Annotated in this window: 14 protein-coding genes; 10 read left to right on the forward strand and 4 right to left on the reverse strand. The window is 73.9% G+C overall.

The window, feature by feature from the left end:
• Positions 1-217 precede the first annotated feature (217 nt).
• The 3 genes from ACFWNV_RS02490 to ACFWNV_RS02500 all read left to right on the forward strand — a co-directional run bounded on the left by ACFWNV_RS02490 (position 218) and on the right by ACFWNV_RS02500 (position 4,880).
• Positions 218-2,935 carry an alpha/beta fold hydrolase gene (locus tag ACFWNV_RS02490; protein WP_383939292.1) on the forward strand — a complete coding sequence of 906 codons (2,718 nt, stop codon included), beginning with the start codon at positions 218-220 and terminating at the stop codon, positions 2,933-2,935.
• The gene (locus ACFWNV_RS02495; RefSeq protein WP_383939294.1) at positions 2,932-3,864 is read left to right on the forward strand and encodes an ABC transporter permease; all 933 of its coding nucleotides are present in this window, start codon (positions 2,932-2,934) and stop codon (positions 3,862-3,864) included. The genes ACFWNV_RS02490 and ACFWNV_RS02495 overlap by 4 nt, the downstream gene beginning before the upstream one ends.
• A gap of 128 nt (positions 3,865-3,992) precedes the next feature.
• Entirely contained in the window at positions 3,993-4,880 is an 888-nt protein-coding gene (locus ACFWNV_RS02500) for a carbonic anhydrase (protein WP_383939297.1), read from the forward strand.
• Positions 4,881-4,893: 13 nt separating this feature from the next.
• On the opposite strand, the gene ACFWNV_RS02505 is transcribed toward ACFWNV_RS02500, so the two are convergent.
• A complete protein-coding gene (locus ACFWNV_RS02505; protein WP_383939300.1) occupies positions 4,894-5,844 on the reverse strand; it encodes an aldo/keto reductase in 951 nt (316 codons plus the stop codon).
• 126 nt (positions 5,845-5,970) lie between these two features.
• Positions 5,971-6,267 (reverse strand): hypothetical protein, encoded by a 297-nt coding sequence (locus ACFWNV_RS02510; protein ID WP_383939303.1) that lies wholly within the window; start codon positions 6,265-6,267, stop codon positions 5,971-5,973.
• Positions 6,268-6,468: 201 nt separating this feature from the next.
• Between ACFWNV_RS02510 and ACFWNV_RS02515 the strand changes: the two genes are divergently transcribed.
• The 3 genes from ACFWNV_RS02515 (at position 6,469) to ACFWNV_RS02525 (ending at position 9,498) form a co-directional block, all read left to right on the forward strand.
• A complete protein-coding gene (locus tag ACFWNV_RS02515; protein ID WP_383939305.1) occupies positions 6,469-7,620 on the forward strand; it encodes a substrate-binding domain-containing protein in 1,152 nt (383 codons plus the stop codon).
• Between the two features lie 298 nt (positions 7,621-7,918).
• Positions 7,919-8,911 (forward strand): hydroxyacid dehydrogenase, encoded by a 993-nt coding sequence (locus ACFWNV_RS02520; RefSeq protein ID WP_383939526.1) that lies wholly within the window; start codon positions 7,919-7,921, stop codon positions 8,909-8,911.
• Positions 8,912-9,048: 137 nt separating this feature from the next.
• Positions 9,049-9,498 carry a nuclear transport factor 2 family protein gene (locus ACFWNV_RS02525; RefSeq protein WP_383939308.1) on the forward strand — a complete coding sequence of 150 codons (450 nt, stop codon included), beginning with the start codon at positions 9,049-9,051 and terminating at the stop codon, positions 9,496-9,498.
• Positions 9,499-9,503: 5 nt separating this feature from the next.
• On the opposite strand, the gene ACFWNV_RS02530 is transcribed toward ACFWNV_RS02525, so the two are convergent.
• Entirely contained in the window at positions 9,504-10,295 is a 792-nt protein-coding gene (locus tag ACFWNV_RS02530) for a sugar phosphate isomerase/epimerase family protein (RefSeq protein WP_383939311.1), read from the reverse strand.
• Positions 10,292-11,434 carry a LacI family DNA-binding transcriptional regulator gene (locus ACFWNV_RS02535; protein WP_383939314.1) on the reverse strand — a complete coding sequence of 381 codons (1,143 nt, stop codon included), beginning with the start codon at positions 11,432-11,434 and terminating at the stop codon, positions 10,292-10,294. The genes ACFWNV_RS02530 and ACFWNV_RS02535 overlap by 4 nt, the downstream gene beginning before the upstream one ends.
• Positions 11,435-11,674: 240 nt before the next feature.
• On the opposite strand from ACFWNV_RS02535, the gene ACFWNV_RS02540 reads away from it, so the two are divergent.
• The 4 genes from ACFWNV_RS02540 (at position 11,675) to ACFWNV_RS02555 (ending at position 17,327) form a co-directional block, all read left to right on the forward strand.
• Positions 11,675-12,799, forward strand: a complete 1,125-nt coding sequence (locus ACFWNV_RS02540) for a Gfo/Idh/MocA family protein (RefSeq protein WP_383939529.1) — start codon at positions 11,675-11,677, stop codon at positions 12,797-12,799.
• The gene (locus ACFWNV_RS02545; protein WP_383939317.1) at positions 12,796-13,953 is read left to right on the forward strand and encodes a dihydrodipicolinate synthase family protein; all 1,158 of its coding nucleotides are present in this window, start codon (positions 12,796-12,798) and stop codon (positions 13,951-13,953) included. Before ACFWNV_RS02540 ends, ACFWNV_RS02545 begins: the two co-directional genes overlap by 4 nt.
• On the forward strand, positions 13,950-14,789 hold the full coding sequence (locus ACFWNV_RS02550; RefSeq protein ID WP_383939320.1) for a sugar phosphate isomerase/epimerase family protein: 840 nt from the start codon (positions 13,950-13,952) through the stop codon (positions 14,787-14,789). Before ACFWNV_RS02545 ends, ACFWNV_RS02550 begins: the two co-directional genes overlap by 4 nt.
• Positions 14,790-14,933: 144 nt before the next feature.
• The gene (locus ACFWNV_RS02555; protein WP_383939322.1) at positions 14,934-17,327 is read left to right on the forward strand and encodes a polysaccharide lyase 8 family protein; all 2,394 of its coding nucleotides are present in this window, start codon (positions 14,934-14,936) and stop codon (positions 17,325-17,327) included.
• Positions 17,328-17,345 lie beyond the last annotated feature (18 nt).

The raw sequence follows: 17,345 nt of genomic DNA on the forward strand, positions 1-17,345 counted from the left end.
GCGCCCCCGGTCCGGGCCGGGGAACCGAAGGCGGGGCCGCGCCCCGAGCCAGACCCGGCACCCCACCCCGCCCCGCCCCGCCCCGCCCCGCCCCGCCCCGCCGGGCATCGCATACCGCAGGCGCGGTACACGCGGCAGGCCACGTAGTCCTTGAGGACGTCGACAGTTCAGCCTGCGGGAGCCCCGCCACCGGCGGCCTGGCGCTTAGGGTTCCCGTATGAAGCTCCGACTGCCCCGGCGCCGCCGAAGCCGCCTGCTCGCGGGCGCCGCCGCGCTCGCCGTCGTCGCGGGGGCTGGCACCCTGACGGCCACCGCCGCGGCCGGCGACGCCCCGTCCGTGCGCCGCGAGGACAAGGTCCTCGACATGCCCGGCGCCGGGATCGACCTCTCGTACTTCACGACCGGGGAGGACCGCGGCGCGAACCGTCCCGCCGTGCTCCTCGCCCACGGCTTCGGCGGCAGCAAGGAGGACATGCGTCCGCAGGCCGAGCGCCTCGCCCGCGACGGCTACGCCGTGCTGACCTGGTCGGCGCGCGGCTTCGGCCGCTCCGGCGGGAAGATCGGGCTGAACGACCCCGACTACGAGGTCAAGGACGTCTCCCGGCTGATCGACTGGATCGCCGCCCGGCCGGGCGTGCGCCTCGACGCGGCGGGAGACCCCCGCATCGGCATCGCGGGCGGCTCGTACGGCGGGGCGGTTTCGCTGCTCGCCGCCGGGACCGACCCCCGCGTGGACGCCATCGCCCCGTCGATCACCTACTGGAACCTCGCGGACTCCCTCTTCCCGAACGGCGTCTTCAAGAAGCTGTGGGCGGGTCTCTTCTTCACCACCGGTTCCGCGGGCGGGCTGCAGCCTGGGGCTTCCGCCCCGGGCGCCGCCCCGCAGGCGGCCCCGGCCGCGCCCGGCTGCGGACGTTTCCAGCCGGAGCTGTGCGCCATGTACGAACGGGTCGCGGTGGCCGGAAAGCCGGACCCGGAGGCCCGCGCGCTGCTGGAGCGGCGCAGTCCCTCTGCGGTGGGCGGCGCGATCAAGGTGCCGACCCTGATCACGCAGGGCCAGGACGACTCCCTCTTCCCGCTGGACCAGGCCGATGCGATGGCCCGGGCGATCGCCGCCAACGGTGCGCCCGTCTCCGTGGACTGGGCGGCCGGCGGCCACGACGGGGGCATGCGCGAGGCGGACCGGGTCGAGGACCGGGTGGAGACCTGGTTCGACCGCTACCTCAAGGACGACACGGCCGTGGACACCGGCCCCGCCTTCCGCGTCTCGCGCTCCGGCGGCATCGACTCCACGGACGGCCAGGTCACCCTGCGCGGAGCGAGCGGCTCCACGTATCCCGGGCTGCTGTCCGGGCCGCGCGAGTTCGCGCTGGCCGGCCGGGAGCAGACCTTCGCCAACCCGGCGGGCGGGGCCCCGCCTGCGCTGTCCGCGCTGCCGGGCATCGGCGGGCAGCTCGCCGCCCTCGGGGGCGGCCTCTCGCTGGACTTCCCCGGGCAGAACGCCCGCTTCGAATCGGAGCCGCTGACGACGGAAACCCGGATCACCGGGACCCCGACCATCACCCTAAAGGTGAGGTCTACAGCTGAGGACGGTTCGGCCGTCCTGTTCGGCAAGGTGTACGACGTCAGCCCCGACGGCCGCCGGCAGGTGCTGCCGAGTCAGCTGGTGGCCCCGGTCCGGGTGGAGGGCGCGCAGCAGGACAAGACCGTCGAGCTGAAGCTGCCCGCGATCGACCACGCGGTCGAGGCCGGGCACCGGCTGCGGCTCGTCGTCGCCGCCACCGACCTCGGCTACGCCTCCCCCGCCGCCCCGGCGACGTACACCGTCTCGGCGCAGGGCCCCCTGGCCGTGCCCGTCGCGGGCGGGGTGCGCACGGCGTCCACCGGACTGCCCGCCTGGACCTGGTGGATGCCGCTCGGGGCCGCGCTGCTGGCCGCGGCGCTGGTGGGGCTCCGCAGGACCGGCCGGGGGCCGGGCGGTGGCCGGGCCGGCGGGTCGCAGCCCGACCCGGCTCTGGCCGGCGTACCGCTGGAGATCACCGGGCTGACCAAGCGCTACGCCAAGTCGCAGGACCGCTACGCCGTACGGGACCTGTCCTTCCGGGTGGAGCGCGGCCAGGTGCTCGGCCTGCTCGGACCCAACGGCGCGGGCAAGACCACGACCCTGCGGATGCTGATGGGCCTGATCACTCCGGACGCCGGGGAGATCCGGGTCTTCGGACACCAGGTCCGGGCGGGTGCGCCCGTGCTCTCGCGGGTGGGGGCGTTCGTGGAGGGTGCCGGCTTCCTGCCGCACCTGACGGGGCGCGCCAACCTGGAGCTGTACTGGCAGGCCACGGGCCGCCCGGCCGGGGACTCCCACATGGAGGAGGCCCTGGAGATCGCCGGGCTCGGCGACGCGCTGGAGCGGGCGGTACGGACGTACTCGCAGGGCATGCGCCAGCGCCTCGCGATCGCACAGGCCATGCTCGGCATGCCGGACCTGCTGATCCTCGACGAGCCGACCAACGGGCTGGACCCGCCGCAGATCCGCGAGATGCGCGACGTGATGATCCGGTACGCGGCCGGCGGGCGGACGGTCATCGTCTCCAGCCACCTGCTGTCGGAGGTCGAGCAGTCCTGCACGCACCTGGTCGTCATGGACCGCGGGCGGCTCGTCCAGGCGGGCGAGGTCGCCGAGATCACCGGCGGCGGCGACGTCCTGCTGGTGTCCCTGGCCGAGCCGGTGGACGAGGCGGTCGCCGGGAAGATCGCCGCACTGGAGGGAGTGGAGTCCGTGGCGAGCGCCGAGGACGGTCTGCTCGTACGGCTGGACGGTGCGAGCGCCGCCGAGCTGATCGCCGAACTCGTACGGCTGGAGGTGCCGGTGTCCGGAGTGGGACCGCACCGGCGGCTGGAAGACGCGTTCCTCACCCTGATCGGAGGCGCGGCATGAACACCGTGACGGATGCGAATGCCCAGCCGAACGCGGGTTCGCCCGCGCCCGGCGACGTGACGCCGGACGGCATCGGCCGCGAGGTCGCCCACGGCTACCGGGCGAACCGGACGCTGCCGCTGCGCGTGGAGGCGCTGCGGCAGTGGCGCCGGCGGCGGACGCTGGTGATGGGCGGCATCCTGGCCGCGCTGCCCTTCATCCTGATGATCGCCTTCGCGGTCGGCGGCGGCCCCGGCAGCCGCGGCGGCAACGACGGCCGGATCACCCTGATCGACACGGCGACGGCCTCGGGCGCGAACTTCGCGGCCACCTGCCTGTTCGTGTCGGCCGGGTTCCTGCTGGTGGTGCCGGTGGCGCTGTTCTGCGGGGACACGGTGGCCTCGGAGGCCAGCTGGTCCTCGCTGCGGTACCTGCTGGCCTCGCCCGTGCCCAGGGCCCGGCTGCTGTGGAGCAAGCTGGTGGTGGCCCTCGGGTTCAGCCTGGCCGCGATGGTGCTGCTGCCCCTGGTGGCACTCGCCGCGGGTACGGCGGCCTACGGGTGGGGGCCGCTGGAACTCCCCGCGGGCGGCTCGCTGCCGGCCGGGGAGACCATCGGGCGGCTCGCGATCGCCGTGGCGTTCGTCTTCGTGTCTCAGCTGGTCACGGCCGGGCTGGCGTTCTGGCTGTCGACGCGGACGGACGCCCCGCTGGGCGCGGTGGGCGGGGCGGTCGGTCTCACCATCGTCGGCAACGTGCTGGACGCGGTGACCGCGCTGGGGTCCTGGCGGGAGTTCCTGCCGGCGCACTGGCAGTTCGCGTGGGCCGACGCCTTGCAGCCGCAGCTCGAATGGGGCGGCATGATCAAGGGAACGGTGGTGTCGGTCTCGTACGCGGTGGTGCTGTTCGCGCTCGCGTTCCGCGGGTTCGCCCGCAAGGACATCGTGTCCTGAGGTTCGGCCGTCGGGGGGCAACCCGGGCCGACCCGTGTGTGCCTTCCGCACCCGCGGCCCGGGCCCCCCAAGAATCGCCCCGGTCAGGGCGTACGGACGCGTCCGAACGGCACCGAGGGGTACGACCCATGGACAGAGCAGGACTTCCGCCCCGCAGGTTCGTCCTGGCGGGGGGCCTCACCGCCGCCGCGGCCCTGCTCACGGGCTGCTCGGCGAAGAGCGCCCCGAAGGCGACGACGGCCGCGCCCGAGCCCCGGCCGAGCACCCCCGAAGGCGCGTACAGCCGCCTGATGGAGGGCAACAAGCGCTGGGTGAGCGGCAGCCTCAACCACCCCGACCGGGATCCGGACCGCCGCGAACTGGTGGCGCAGGCGCAGGATCCCTTCGGCGTGATCCTGGCCTGCATCGACTCCCGGGTGCCGCCGGAGCTGCTCTTCGACACCGGGCTCGGCGACCTGTTCGTGCTGCGCACGGGCGGGCAGGCGGTCGGCCCGGTGGTGACCGGATCGGTGGAGTACGGGCCCATCACGTCTGCCACCCCGCTGATCATGGTCCTCGGGCACCAGCGCTGCGGGGCCATCGACGCCTCGTACAAGGCGTTGCGGGACGGCAAGCCGCTGCCCGGCAACCTGCGGGCCATCGAAAGGGCGCTGGTGCCGGCGTACGAGCTGACGGTCAAGGACCCGGGCTCCGACCCGGTCGACACGATGATCCGCAATCAGATCAAGGTGACGGCCGACGAACTGCGGGCCAACGCGGACCTGGCACCCCTGGTGGGGAAGGGCGCGCTGGCCGTCGTCGGCGCCTACTACTCGCTGGACACCGGGCAGGTGGAGGTGCTGACGGGGGCTCCGACGGGAAGCGCCTCGCCGAGCCCGTCGCCATCGGCTTCGGACTCGGCTTCGGCGTCCGCATCGGCGTCCGCGTCGGGGTCCGCATCTGCCTCCCCGTCAGGGTCCCCGTCGGCGTCCCCGTCGGGGTCCGCTTCCGGCAGTCCTTCGCCCGGGGCCTCCTGAGGGCAGGATCCGGTCAGCCTGCGGCGGCTCCCGCGACGGCGTCGACCTCCGCCAGGAGCTCGGCGTCGAGCGGCCGGTCGGCGACGGCCGCGTTGGCCCGCACCTGCTCGGCGGAGGTGGCGCCCGCGATGACGGAGGCGCAGCCGGGCTGGGCGGAGAGCCAGCCGACGGCGAGTTCCAGGACGGTGCGCCCGTGCTTGTCGGCCAGCGCCGCCAGGGCTTCCACGGTGTCGAGGCGCTCGTCGGTGAGGTAGGCGTCGCGGCCTTCGAGGCGGGAGCCCGCGGGGACGGGGGCGCCGCGGCGGATCTTGCCGGTCAGCAGCCCGTTGGCCAGCGGGAAGTACGGCAGTACGCCGACTCCGTAGTGGACGGCGGCCGGGACGAGCTCGCGCTCCGCCGAACGCCGGAGCAGCGACCATTCGTTCTGGGCCGATACGAAGGGGGCCGCACCGGTCTCCCGGGCCACGTGGGCGGCTTCCGCGAGCTGCCAGCCGCTGAAGTTGGAGTGGCCGATGTAGCGGACCTTGCCCTCGGTGACGAGTTCGGTGAGCGCGGCGAGGGTTTCGGCCACCGGAACGGCCGGGTCGGGGCTGTGGAGTTGGTAGAGGTCGATGTGGTCGGTCTGCAGGCGGGTCAGCGAGGCTTCGACGGCGCGCCGGATGTAGGCCCGGCCGCCGCGGGAGCCGGCGGCGGGTCCGTAGCCCATGTCCACGCCGTCGTAGCCGAACTTGGTGGCCAGGACGACCTGGTCCCGGCGGCCCTTGAGGGCCTCGCCGAGGTGGCTTTCGGAGCCACCGGCGCCCCCGTAGATGTCGGCGGTGTCGAGGAGGGTGATGCCCGCGTCGAGGGCGGCGTCGACGACGGTGCGGGTGGCCCGGGCGTCGAGGCGGCCGCCGAAGTTGTTGCAGCCGAGCCCGATCGCCGAGACCTGGAGACCTGAACTGCCCAGGGGGAGATGGCGCATGGTTTTCGTTCCTCCGCACTCGTCCGGCACATGATCGACAGGACGGCAGTGTAGATCGCCCGCGACCCCCCGGGGTCGTGGTGGGGGCGGCCCAGACCTCCTACGGGACTCCCCCCGCAGGCACCCTCAGAAGAGGTCGGCGAGCCGCTTTCCGATGGCCCGGCCCTCGTCCACGAAGCAGACCGCGAGGTCGGGGTCGGCCGCCGCGACCGCCGCGGCGAGTGCGGTGGTCGCGTAGAAGTTCACACGATCGCAAAAGACTTCGCGGATGTCGGCGCCGGTGGCCGGGGGCCGGGGGCCGGGTGAGCGCGGCGGTCGCGGGAACGAGTCCTGGAGTTCCACGGCGTAGGGCCGCTCCTGGTCGAGCGCGACCCCGGCGCCGACGATGTCCCCGCCCGCGCCGGTCTCCGGGTCGAAGTCCATGGCACGGAACCGGTCGAGGACCTCGCCGGCCGGCGACCCAGCAGTTCGCCCGCCGCGGCCCGGATGACGTCGAGGCCGAGGCCGAGGTCCTTCGGTTGATCGGGTTCGATCGAATCGATCGTTTCGGCTTTCTGTGGTGGAATCGAGCCGCACGCGCACCTCGGGCCACGGCCACGGACCAGGCACACCGCAGGGGGATCCTTGAGACCGCATGTCGACCAGCGCCAGGCCCGCGTCCTCTCCCTCGTCCGGGCGCGGGGCAGTGCACGCGTCGCGGACCTCGCCAGGGAGCTGGGCATCTCCCCCGTGACCCTGCGGCGGGACGTCGAGGCGATGGCGGCACGGGGCGAGATCCGGCGCATGCACGGGGTGATCAGCCGGCTCGAGCCCGACCCTGCGGGGGCGGAGCACGGCGGCGCCGGCTCGGGCACAGGAACGGGCTCGGGCTCGGGTACGGGCCGGGGCGGCGGGCTGGTCATCGGGATGGTCGTGCCGACCGCCGAGTACTACTACGCGGACGTCGTACGGGGGGCCCGCGAGGTGGTCGAGGCGCGGGGTGCCCGGCTCGCCGTGGGACTGACCCGGTACCTGGCGGGCGAGGACCGCACGCAGGCGGACCGGCTGCTCTCCACGGGGGCCGACGGGCTGCTGCTGACCCCGAACTGGGAGGCCGGAGCTCCCGGACCCGGCGAGGGGGCGTGGACGGCCGAACTGCCGGTGCCGACCGTCCTGGTGGAGCGGTGGGCCCCGCCGGGTCATCCGGCGGCGGCCCTGGACCGGGTGGCCTCCGACCACGCGGACGGTGCGGCACGGGCCGTGGCGCACCTGGCGGAACGCGGGCACAAGCGGATCGCGCTGGCCTGCCGGGAGACCCCGACGGCGGGGCGGCTGCGGACCGGCTTCGCGGCGGCCGTGGCCACCCTCGGGCTGGAGCCGGCGCCTGCGTGGCCCGCGGCCGGGACATGGCCTGCGGCCGGGGCGGGCACGGCGGCCGGGGCGGCGGCGCCCGCCGAGGCGGAGGCCTTCGCGCGGACCCTGGACTACCTGTGCGCGGCGGTGGCCGAGGGGGGCGTGACCGCTGCCCTCATCCACAGCGACACCGACGCGATCATGCTGATCCCGCGGCTCCAGGCGCGGGGGGTGCGGGTGCCGGAGGACCTGGCGGTGATCACGTACGACGACGAGGTGGCCGAGCTGGCCGACGTACCCCTGTCGGCGGTGGCCCCGGCCAAGCGCGAGGTGGGGGCGCGGGCGGCGGGCATGCTGCTGGACCGGCTGGAGGACCGCGGAACGGGGCGGGAGGGGCCGCGGCAGCATCTGGACCTGCTCCCCCGGCTGACCGTCCGCCCGTAGCCCGCCCCGGTTGTGCGTTTTGAGTGTGCGTTTCGATCGAATGGCGAATTCGCTCTTGACGACAAGATCACCCGCCCGAAGGATGAGCCCGCGAACAGCTCCGGGGCCGCCTCTTTGGGGAGCGGCGGCCCCGGGGCCTCCTCGTGTCGGTCCCGGCGGCGCGGCCGGGGTTTGTGACCATCGGGACTCCGGATCTCACCGCAGGAGCCGTCAAGTGACCCACCCCGCCTCCGACTCCACCCCCTCGCTCCCCCTGTCCCCTCCCGCCGCACCCCGCCGGCCGGTCACCGTGCTCGCGATGAGTGCCGGGACCCGGGCCGCCGTCCTCGGTGAGCGGATCCTTCCGGAGCTGGTCCGGGTCGCCGATGTGGACCCCGGGCTGCTCGTCACCGACTTCGGCTCCGCCCGTTCCGAGGACGCCCTGCGGCAGCGGCTGGCCGAGGCCGAGGTGCTGTTCACCGGGTGGGGCTGCCCTCCGCTGGACGCGCGGGCGCTGGAGCTGATGCCGGAGCTCCGGGCGGTCGTGCATGCCGCGGGCAGTGTCAAACACCATGTCACCGAGGCCTGTTGGGAGCGGGGGCTGCTCGTCTCCAGCTCGGCCGCCGCGAACGCCCTGCCGGTCGCGGAGTACACCCTCGCCGCCATCCTGTTCGCCAACAAGCGCGTCCTGGACTCCGCTCACGCCTACCGGACCGCCCGCGGCCACCTCGACCCGCTGCGCCACTACCCCGCCGTCGGCAACTACCGCCGCACCGTCGGCCTGGTCGGCGCCTCCCTCATCGGCCGCCGCGTGCTGGAGCTGCTGCGCCCCTTCGACCTACGGGTGCTCGTGCACGATCCGTACGCCGATCCGGCCGAGCTCGCCGCCCTCGGCGCCGAGGCCGTCGCCCTGGACGAACTGCTCTCCCGCAGCGATGTGGTGAGCCTGCACGCCCCCGAACTGCCGCAGACCCGGCGGCTGCTGGACGCGTCCCGGCTGGCCCTGATGCCGGACGGGGCCACCCTCGTGAATACCGCGCGGGGCTCACTCGTCGACACCGCGGCGCTGACCGCGGAGCTGGTCTCGGGGCGGCTGCACGCGGTGCTCGACCACACCGAGCCGGAGGTACTGCCCGCCGACTCCCCGCTGTACGACCTGCCCAATGTGCTGCTCACCCCGCACGTGGCCGGCTCCCTGGGCGGGGAGCTGCACCGGCTGGCGGCATCGGCGGTCGAGGAAGTGGAGCGGTACGCCCGGGGGTTCGGCTTCCGCCACGCCGTCGACCCGGCCCGGCTCGGCCACTCCGCCTAGACCGTCTCTCTCTGGGCCTGCCCGGCCCGTCCCGTTACCTGGGAGGTAATGGCATCGGTCCGCCGTCCCTGCCGAGAATGGTGATCTCGCCGCGTCAGTCGGACGCCGAGCCCGGATCGGAGTGATGAGTCGTGTCCATGGCCGCACCTGTGACCACCCGCGCCGTGGTGGAGGAACTGTTGCGACGGATCGGCGAGGGCGATCCCGAACGCATCGCCGAGATGTATGCCGAGCGGGGCGACTGGAAGCTGGACTGGCCGGAGGCCGAGCACGGTCGGGCCGCCACCCCGTGGATCCGCCACCGTGCCACCCGTGCCGATGCCGCTGCGCACTATCGCGAGCTGGCCGAGCACCACGTGCCCGGGCAGGCGGCGACCGTCATCGAGCGCATCCTCGTCGACGGCAACGACGCGGTCGTGCTCGGCGAGATCCGCCAGACCGCCCGCTCCACCGGACGCGCCTACCGCGCCCGGTTCGCTTTGCACCTCACCGCCGAAGACGGCCTCGTCACCCGCCACCACGTCTACGAAGACAGCCTTGCCGTCGCCCAGGCGTTCGACACGAAGGAGTCCAGCGAGGACCGCTGAGGCTCTCAGCGATCCGTCTCGCGGACCAGCCGCTCCAAGTACGCGCGGCCCGGGCCGAGCAACTCCGGCAGTCCGCCCGCGCCGGGGTACCAGCGCTTCTCGTACTCCCAGCAGAGCCAGCCCTCACGCGGTGCGAGGGCCACCGCCTCGGCGAGCGGCAGTGCTCCCCCGCCGAGTCCGAGCGGGGTCAGCTCCTGCGCGGAGGCCACGTCCTTGACCTGGACGTACCCCAGGTGCGCGGCGAGGGCCCGGCTGGACTCGGCCGGCGATTCGCCCCCGAGCCAGGTGTGCAGTACGTCCCACAGCGCGCCCGCGCCCGGTTGCGCGACCCGGTCGAGGACCCGGGCCGTGGCGGCGGCGGTGCGGTGCGAGTCGTGGGTCTCCAGCAGGATCCGCACCCCGTGCCGCTCGGCGAGGGGTGCGACGGCCCGGAGTCTGCGGACCGCGTGGTCGTCGGCGTCGGCCGGGAGCGGTTCACCGCCGCCGGGGAAGACCCGTACGTAGGGGGCTTCGAGGTCGGCGGCGAGCCGGACCAGGTCCTGGATCTCGGCGAGCACCGGCTCGTCGGGTCCGGGCGCGGCCACCCGGGCGTAGCCCGCGACTCCGAGGACGGTGACGCCCGCGGCGGTCAGGGTGCGCAGGCCCGCCGCGCGGTCGCCCGCGGAGCTGGCGGGGTGCAGCGGCTCCTCGGGGTGGGCCCGCAGTTCGAGGCCCTGGTAGCCGTGCCTGGCGGCGAGCTCCGCGCCGCGCTCCAGCGGGGTGCCGGGCAGGCCGAGGGTGGAGAAGGCGTACCTCACCGGCGGCCCCCTTCGGTGGCAGCGGGGAGCCCGGTGGCGGGCGGTGCGGTGACGGGCGGCGCGGTGGCGGCCGGTGCGGTGGCGGGTGGCGGTGCGGTGGAGGCGCGCACCGTCAGCTCGGCGGGCAGCGTGGTGATGCCGCCCGGCGGCAGGGCTCTGCGGCCCGTGACGAGCTGGGCCGCGAGTACGCCGGCCTCGCGCAGCGGCAGCCTGACGGTGGTGAGGGCGGGGGCGGTGTCGACGCAGACGGGCAGGTCGTCGAAGCCGGCGACGGAGACGTCCTCGGGTATCCGCAGGCCGGCCTCGCGCAGGGCTGCGGCCACCCCGGTGGCGACGGTGTCGTTGGCGGCGGCCACCGCGGTGAAGGGGGCTCCGCGGCGGAGCAGTTCCCGGGTGGCGTCGTATCCGGCGGACCGCTCGAAGCCCGCGTGCACGGTGAGGCCCGCGCAGTGTGCGGGCAGTGCGGGGTCGTGGTCGCGCAGGGCGTCCTGGTGTCCGGCGAGCCGCTCCCGGGTGGTGCTCAGTCCGGGCGGGCCGGCCACGTAGGCGATGTTCCGGTGGCCGAGCGTCAGCAGGTGCTCGGCGAGCCGGAAGGCGCCGCCCCGGTCGTCGAACATGACGGTGGCCACGGGGAGTCCGGCGGGCATGGGCAGCGGGGGCCGCCCGCAGAGCACCACCGGGGCGCCGGTGGCCGCGATGCGGGCGAGGCGGGCTGCGAGCGCCCGGGTGTGCTCCGGCTCCTCGACGGCGCCGCCGGTCAGGACGACTCCGCCGGCCCGCTGGCCCTCCAGGAGGGCGAGGTAGTCGAGCTCGGCGGCCGGCGCGCCCTCGGTGTTGCAGACGACGGCGAGGCGGCGCGCGCCGCCGGGCCCGCCGGGTGCCAGGGCGCTCTGCAGGGATCCGGCGAGGATCCCGAAGAAGCTGTCCGCGACGTCGTGGACGAGCACGCCGATCAGGTCGGAGGTCGCTGCGGCGAGGGCCCGCGCGGGGCCGTTGGCGATGTAGCCGAGGTCCTCGACCGCCCGCTCCACGCGGGTTCTGGTGGTGCCCGCCACCGGGTACCCGCCGTTCAGTACGCGCGAGACCGTGGCGGGCGATACGCCCGCGTGCAACGCCACTTCGGCGAGTGTGACCGCCATCGTCCCCTCCTTCCGTTCCGTCCCGGGTCATCGTCTCACCCGATGCGTGGATCTCCATAGTCGCCGATGAAGAAAGCGCTTTCTATCACCCGTAAGAGTCTTGCACGGCGACACTTCCCGGCTCTAGCCTGACCGGAGAGAAAGCGCTTTCTATGCTGTTCTCTCCAAATCTCCGTACGAGCAACACCGCAACAACACGAAGGAGGGGACACCGTGCAGCGCAGGACGATCAAGATCGCCATGAACGGCGTCACCGGGCGGATGGGATACCGCCAGCACCTGGTCCGCTCCCTGCTCGCCCTGCGCGAGCAGGGCGGGCTCGACCTCGGCGACGGCACGGTGCTGTGGCCGGAGCCGGTGCTGGTCGGCCGCCGCGAGGAGGCCCTGCGGGCCATCGCGGAGCGGCACGGCCTGGAGCACGTGAGCACCGACCTGGCCGCGGTCCTGGCCGACCCCGAGGTCGAGATCTATTTCGACGCCCAGGTCACCAGCGCCCGCGAGGCGGCCGTGCGGCAGGCCGTGGCGGCCGGCAAGCACGTGTACTGCGAGAAGCCCACCGCCCTCACCTTCGAGTCCTCGCTGGAGATCGCGCGACTGGCCGACGCGGCCGGGGTCAAGCACGGGGTGGTGCAGGACAAGCTGTTCCTGCCGGGTCTGCTGAAGCTCAAGCGGCTCATCGACGGCGGCTTCTTCGGCGAGATCCTGTCGGTGCGCGGGGAGTTCGGGTACTGGGTCTTCGAGGGCGACTGGCAGTCCGCCCAGCGCCCGTCCTGGAACTACCGCTCCCAGGACGGCGGCGGCATCGTCGCCGACATGTTCCCGCACTGGGAGTACCTGCTGCACGAGCTGTTCGGCCGGGTCCGCACGGTGCAGGCGCTGACGCGCACCCACATCGGCCGCCGCTGGGACGAGGAGGGCAAGCCGTACGAGGCCACCGCGGACGACGCGGCGTACGGCATCTTCGAGCTGGAGGGGGGCGCCGTCGCGCAGATCAACTCCTCCTGGGCGGTGCGGGTCAACCGCGACGAGCTCGTGGAGTTCCAGGTGGACGGCACGCACGGCTCGGCGGTCGCCGGGCTGCGCGGCTGCCGGATCCAGCACCGCGCGACGACCCCGAAGCCGGTGTGGAACCCGGACCTGCCGCTGACCGAGAGGTTCCGCGACCAATGGCAGGAGGTCCCGGACAACACCCCCGCCGACAACGGCTTCAAGGCCCAGTGGGAGCTGTTCCTGCGCCATGTCGTACGGGACGAGCCCTGGCAGTGGGACCTGCTGGCCGGGGCCCGCGGGGTGCAGCTGGCCGATCTCGGGCTGCGCTCCTCGGCCGAGGGCCGGCGGCTCGTGGTCCCGGAGGTGGCGCTGTGAGCATCCGGCTCCCCTCGGCGGACGGCGGGCTGCGCCTCCACACGCCCGGGACCACGCCCCTGGCACCGGTCGCCTGCGGCCCGGCCCGCAGCCGCACCTTCTATTCCGCCGCACACGTGGTGGCCGACCCCCTGGCCGCCTCGGCGGAATCCGGCCCGGTGATCGACTGGGACTCCACGCTGGCCTTCCGGCACACGCTGTGGTCGCAGGGTCTCGGGGTCGCCGAGGCCATGGACACGGCGCAGCGCGGGATGGGCCTGGACTGGCCGGGCGCTGCCGAGCTGATCCGCCGTTCGACCGCCGAGGCCCGGTCGGTGGGCGGCCGCATCGTCTGCGGCGCGGGCACCGACCAGCTGGCTCCGGACACCGCGCACACCCTGGCCGCCGTCACCGCGGCGTACGAGGAGCAGCTGGCGCACGTCGAGGAGTGCGGGGCGACGGCCGTGCTGATGGCCTCGCGGGCGCTGGCCGCGGTGGCGAGCGGCCCGGAGGACTATCTGGAGGTGTACGGCAGGCTGCTGCGGCAGAGTTCCCGCCCGGTGGTCCTGCACTGGCTGGGGCCGATGTTCGATCCGGCGCTGGAGGGGTACTGGGGGCACGCGGACCTGGACGCGGCCACGGACGTCTTCCTGAAGATCATTTCCGAGTATCCGGAGAAGGTCGACGGCATCAAGGTCTCGCTGCTCGACGCGGAGCGCGAGGTGGACGTCCGGCGGCGGCTGCCCGCGGGCGTGCGCTGCTACACGGGCGACGACTACCACTATCCGGAACTGATCGCCGGGGACGGCGAGCTGGCCAGCGACGCCCTCCTGGGGATCTTCGACCCGATCGCCCCGATCGCCGCGCGGGCGGCGCTCGCCCTCGACCAAGGCGATACGGCCGGATTCCGGGAGCTGCTGGATCCGACGGTGGCGCTGTCCCGGCACCTGTTCGCCCCGCCCACCCGCTACTACAAGACGGGCGTCGTGCTGCTGGCCTGGCTCGCCGGGCACCAGGAGCACTTCGCGATGGTGGGCGGGCTGCATTCGGCCCGCTCGCTGCCCCATCTGGCCACCGCCTACGAACTGGCCGACGGCCTCGGCCTGTTCCCGGACCCGGAGCTCGCGGAGGCCCGGATGCGGCAGCTGCTCGCACTGCACGGGGTGGCCGCGTGAGCCCGGCCGCGGCTCCTGCCCGGTTCAGCCTGAACCAGGAGACGATCCGCCAGTGGTCCCTTCCCGAGCTGGTCGCCGGCTGCGCCGCGGCCGGGGTCGGGGCGGTCGGGCTGTGGCGCGATCCCGTCCAGCGGTTCGGGGTCCGGGAGACCGCGAAGCTGGTGGCCGGTGCCGGACTGCGGGTCAGCTCGCTGTGCCGGGGCGGCTTCTTCACCGCCGCCGATCCCGACGGGCGGGCGGCAGCCCTGGCCGACAACCGCCGCGCCGTGGAGGAAGCCGCCGAGCTGGGCGCCGACGCGCTGCTCCTGGTCTCGGGCGGCCTGCCGGCCGGAGACCGGGACCTGGCGGGAGCCCGGAGGCGGATCGTGGACATCCTGGGCGAGCTGGTCCCGTACGCCGCCGGGCTCGGGGTGCGCCTGGGGATCGAGCCGCTGCACCCGATGTACGCGGCGGACCGCTGCGTGGTCTCCACCCTCGGTCAGGCCCTGGACATCGCCGAGGAGTTCCCGGCGGAGCGCGTCGGGGTGGTCGTCGACTCCTACCACCTGTGGTGGGACGAGCGGCTGCCTTCGGAGGTCCGGCGGGCCGGCGAGGGCGGGCGGATCGTGTCCGTCCAGGTCGCCGACTGGGTGACGCCGCTCCCCGAGGGCGTGCTGCTGGGGCGGGGACAGCTGGGCGACGGTTCGATCGACCTGAGGGCCTTCCGGGAGCTGACCGACTCCGCCGGATACCTGGGGCCGGTCGAGGTGGAGATCTTCAACCCCGGGCTGTGGGCGCGCGACGGCGGAGAGGTGCTGCGGGAGGTGATCGACCGCTACCGCGAGCACGTCGCATGAGGTGAAGGGGGGTGCGTGAGCCGCAGTACACGGGGGCTGGAGTACACGGGGCCGAAGTACACGGGGCCGAAGTACACGGGGGCAGCAGTACACGGGGGCCGCAGCGTTTCGGGCGAATCAGCGTTTCAGTCAAAGGAGACTGTGATGACAGATGTGTGGAGCCGTCGTGCCTTCCTCACGGCGGTCGGTGGCAGTGTGGTGCTGCTCGGCACCCCCGTCCTCCCGGCGACAGCCGGGACCGTGACCTCGGTGCACGCAGCCATGCGCGCGGTGTGGCAGGGCCTCCTCCTGGGGACCGTGTCCTCCCCCACCGCGGAGCCCTTCCGCACCCGCCTGGCCGCGCTGGGCGCGCAGGCCGGCCAGTGGCGTTCCTCTATGGCCCCGGCGACCGGTTCGCTCTGGCCCGATCAGGTCTTCACCACCGACCCCGAGTGGATGGCGCAGAGCTACTACCGGCTGCGGGGCATGGCGGAGGCCTACGTCAGACCGGGCACCGGGCTCACCGGGGACGCCGCGCTGCGCACGGCCGTGCTGACCGGACTGGACCACCTCCACGCCCAGGTCTACAACGCCGGCCAGGCGCGGTACGGAAACTGGTGGTGCTGGCAGATCGGCGCCCCCCAGGCGCTGCTCGACACCATCGTCCTGATGTACGGCCAGCTCTCCGCGGCCCAGCTCTCCGCCTACTGCGCCGCCGTGGACCACTTCGTACCGGATTCCACGGTCGGCTCGTACACGGGGACCAGCACCGGGGCGAACCGGGTGGACCTGTGCCGGGTGCTCGCGCTGCGCGGTGTGGCCGGCGGCGACGACGCGAAGATCGCCCTGGCCCGGGACGCGCTCACCCCGGTGTTTCCGTACGTCACCTCCGGCGACGGGCTCTATCGGGACGGCTCCTTCATCCAGCACACCTACGTCGCGTACACCGGTTCGTACGGTTCGGTCATGCTCGGCGGACTGGGCATGCTGTTCGGCCTGTTGAAGGGGACGGCCTGGGAGGTCACCGACCCCGGCGCCCAGATCGTCTTCGACGCGGTGGAGCACGCGTGGGCGCCGTTCCTCTACAACGGTTTGATGATGGACGCCGTATCGGGACGGGCCCCCAGCCGGGGGGTCCAGGTCGCCGATCCGCTCCAGGCCCAACTGGACGACCACACCCGCGGGCACTCCGTCCTCGCCGCGATCCTGCTCCTCGCCGAGGGTGCGAGCACCGCCGAACGGACGCGCTGGCGCGGCCTGGTGAAGGGCTGGACGGCGCGGGACTACTACGGCCCCCCGCTGGCGGACGCCACCCAGGGCCTGTCGGCCCTGGCCCGGCTCTCCGAGGTCGCGGCGGACGCCGCGGTGACGGCCGTGCCCGAGCCGGTGGCGCACCGGCTGTTCCCCTCGATGGACCGGGCCACGCACCGCAGGCCGGGGTGGGCTGCCTCCCTGTCCATGTCCTCGAAGCGGATCACGCACTACGAGACGGGCAACGGCGAGAACCTGCGCGGCTGGCACACGGGCAGCGGGATGCTCGCCTGGTGGGGCTCCACGTACGGCAACGGCCAGTACTCGGACGCGTTCTGGCCCACGGTCGATCCCTACCGGCTGCCCGGGACCACCGCCTCCCGCAAGCCGCTGGCCGACGGAGCCGGGGGCGACTGGGGTGCCTCCCGGCCGGACGCCACCTGGGTGGGCGGTACGACCGACGGGGAGTTCGCCTCGGTGGGCCAGCACCTGAAGGGTCTGGGGAGCACGCTCACGGCCCGCAAGTCCTGGTTCTTCCTCGACGACACGGTGGTCTGCCTGGGCGCCGGGATCAGTTCCACCGACGGCGCCGGGGTGGACACGGTCATCGACAACCGGAACCTGGGCGCGACCGGCGCCCACGCCCTGACCGTGAGCGGCACGGTCCAGCCGGCCACCCTGGGCTGGACCGCTTCCTTCCCCGGGCCCGGCTGGGCGCACCTGGCCGGCTTCGGCGGCTATGTGATCTCGGGTTCGGGCACCTTCCGGGCGCTGCGGGAGGCCCGCACCGGCCGGTGGAGCGATATCAACCGGAGCGCTTCCACCACGGCCCTCACCCGGCGCTACCTCACCCTCTGGTACGACCACGGGACGAACCCGGCCGCCGGCAGCTACGTCTACCAGCTGATGCCGGGCGCCTCGGCCGCCCAGACCTCGGCCCGGTCCGCCGCCACCGGATGGCTCACGGTGCTCGCCAACAACCCGACCGCCCAGGGGGTGGCGGTGGGCTCGCTCGGCTTCACCGGGGTGAACTTCTGGCAGCCCGCGACGATCGGCGCCCTCCAGGCGAGCGCGCCGTGTTCGGTGACGGTGCGGGAGCCCGGCGACGGCACGGCCGTGGTCTGCGTCTCGGACCCGACGCGCACCCTGTCGGGACTGACCCTCGTCTGGAACCGGCCCGTCGCCCAGGTGCTGTCCCAGCCGGCGAGCGTGGTCTCGGCGAGCACCGGGACCGCGCTCCAGCTCGGCTTCGGCAGCCTCACCGCACTGGAGAGGGCGAGCCAGGTGGTGAAGGTGAGGCTGGGGTGATCGCCGGCCCACCGGATC

The organism is Streptomyces sp. NPDC058401, from assembly GCF_042722885.1.
Lineage (GTDB): Bacteria > Actinomycetota > Actinomycetes > Streptomycetales > Streptomycetaceae > Streptomyces.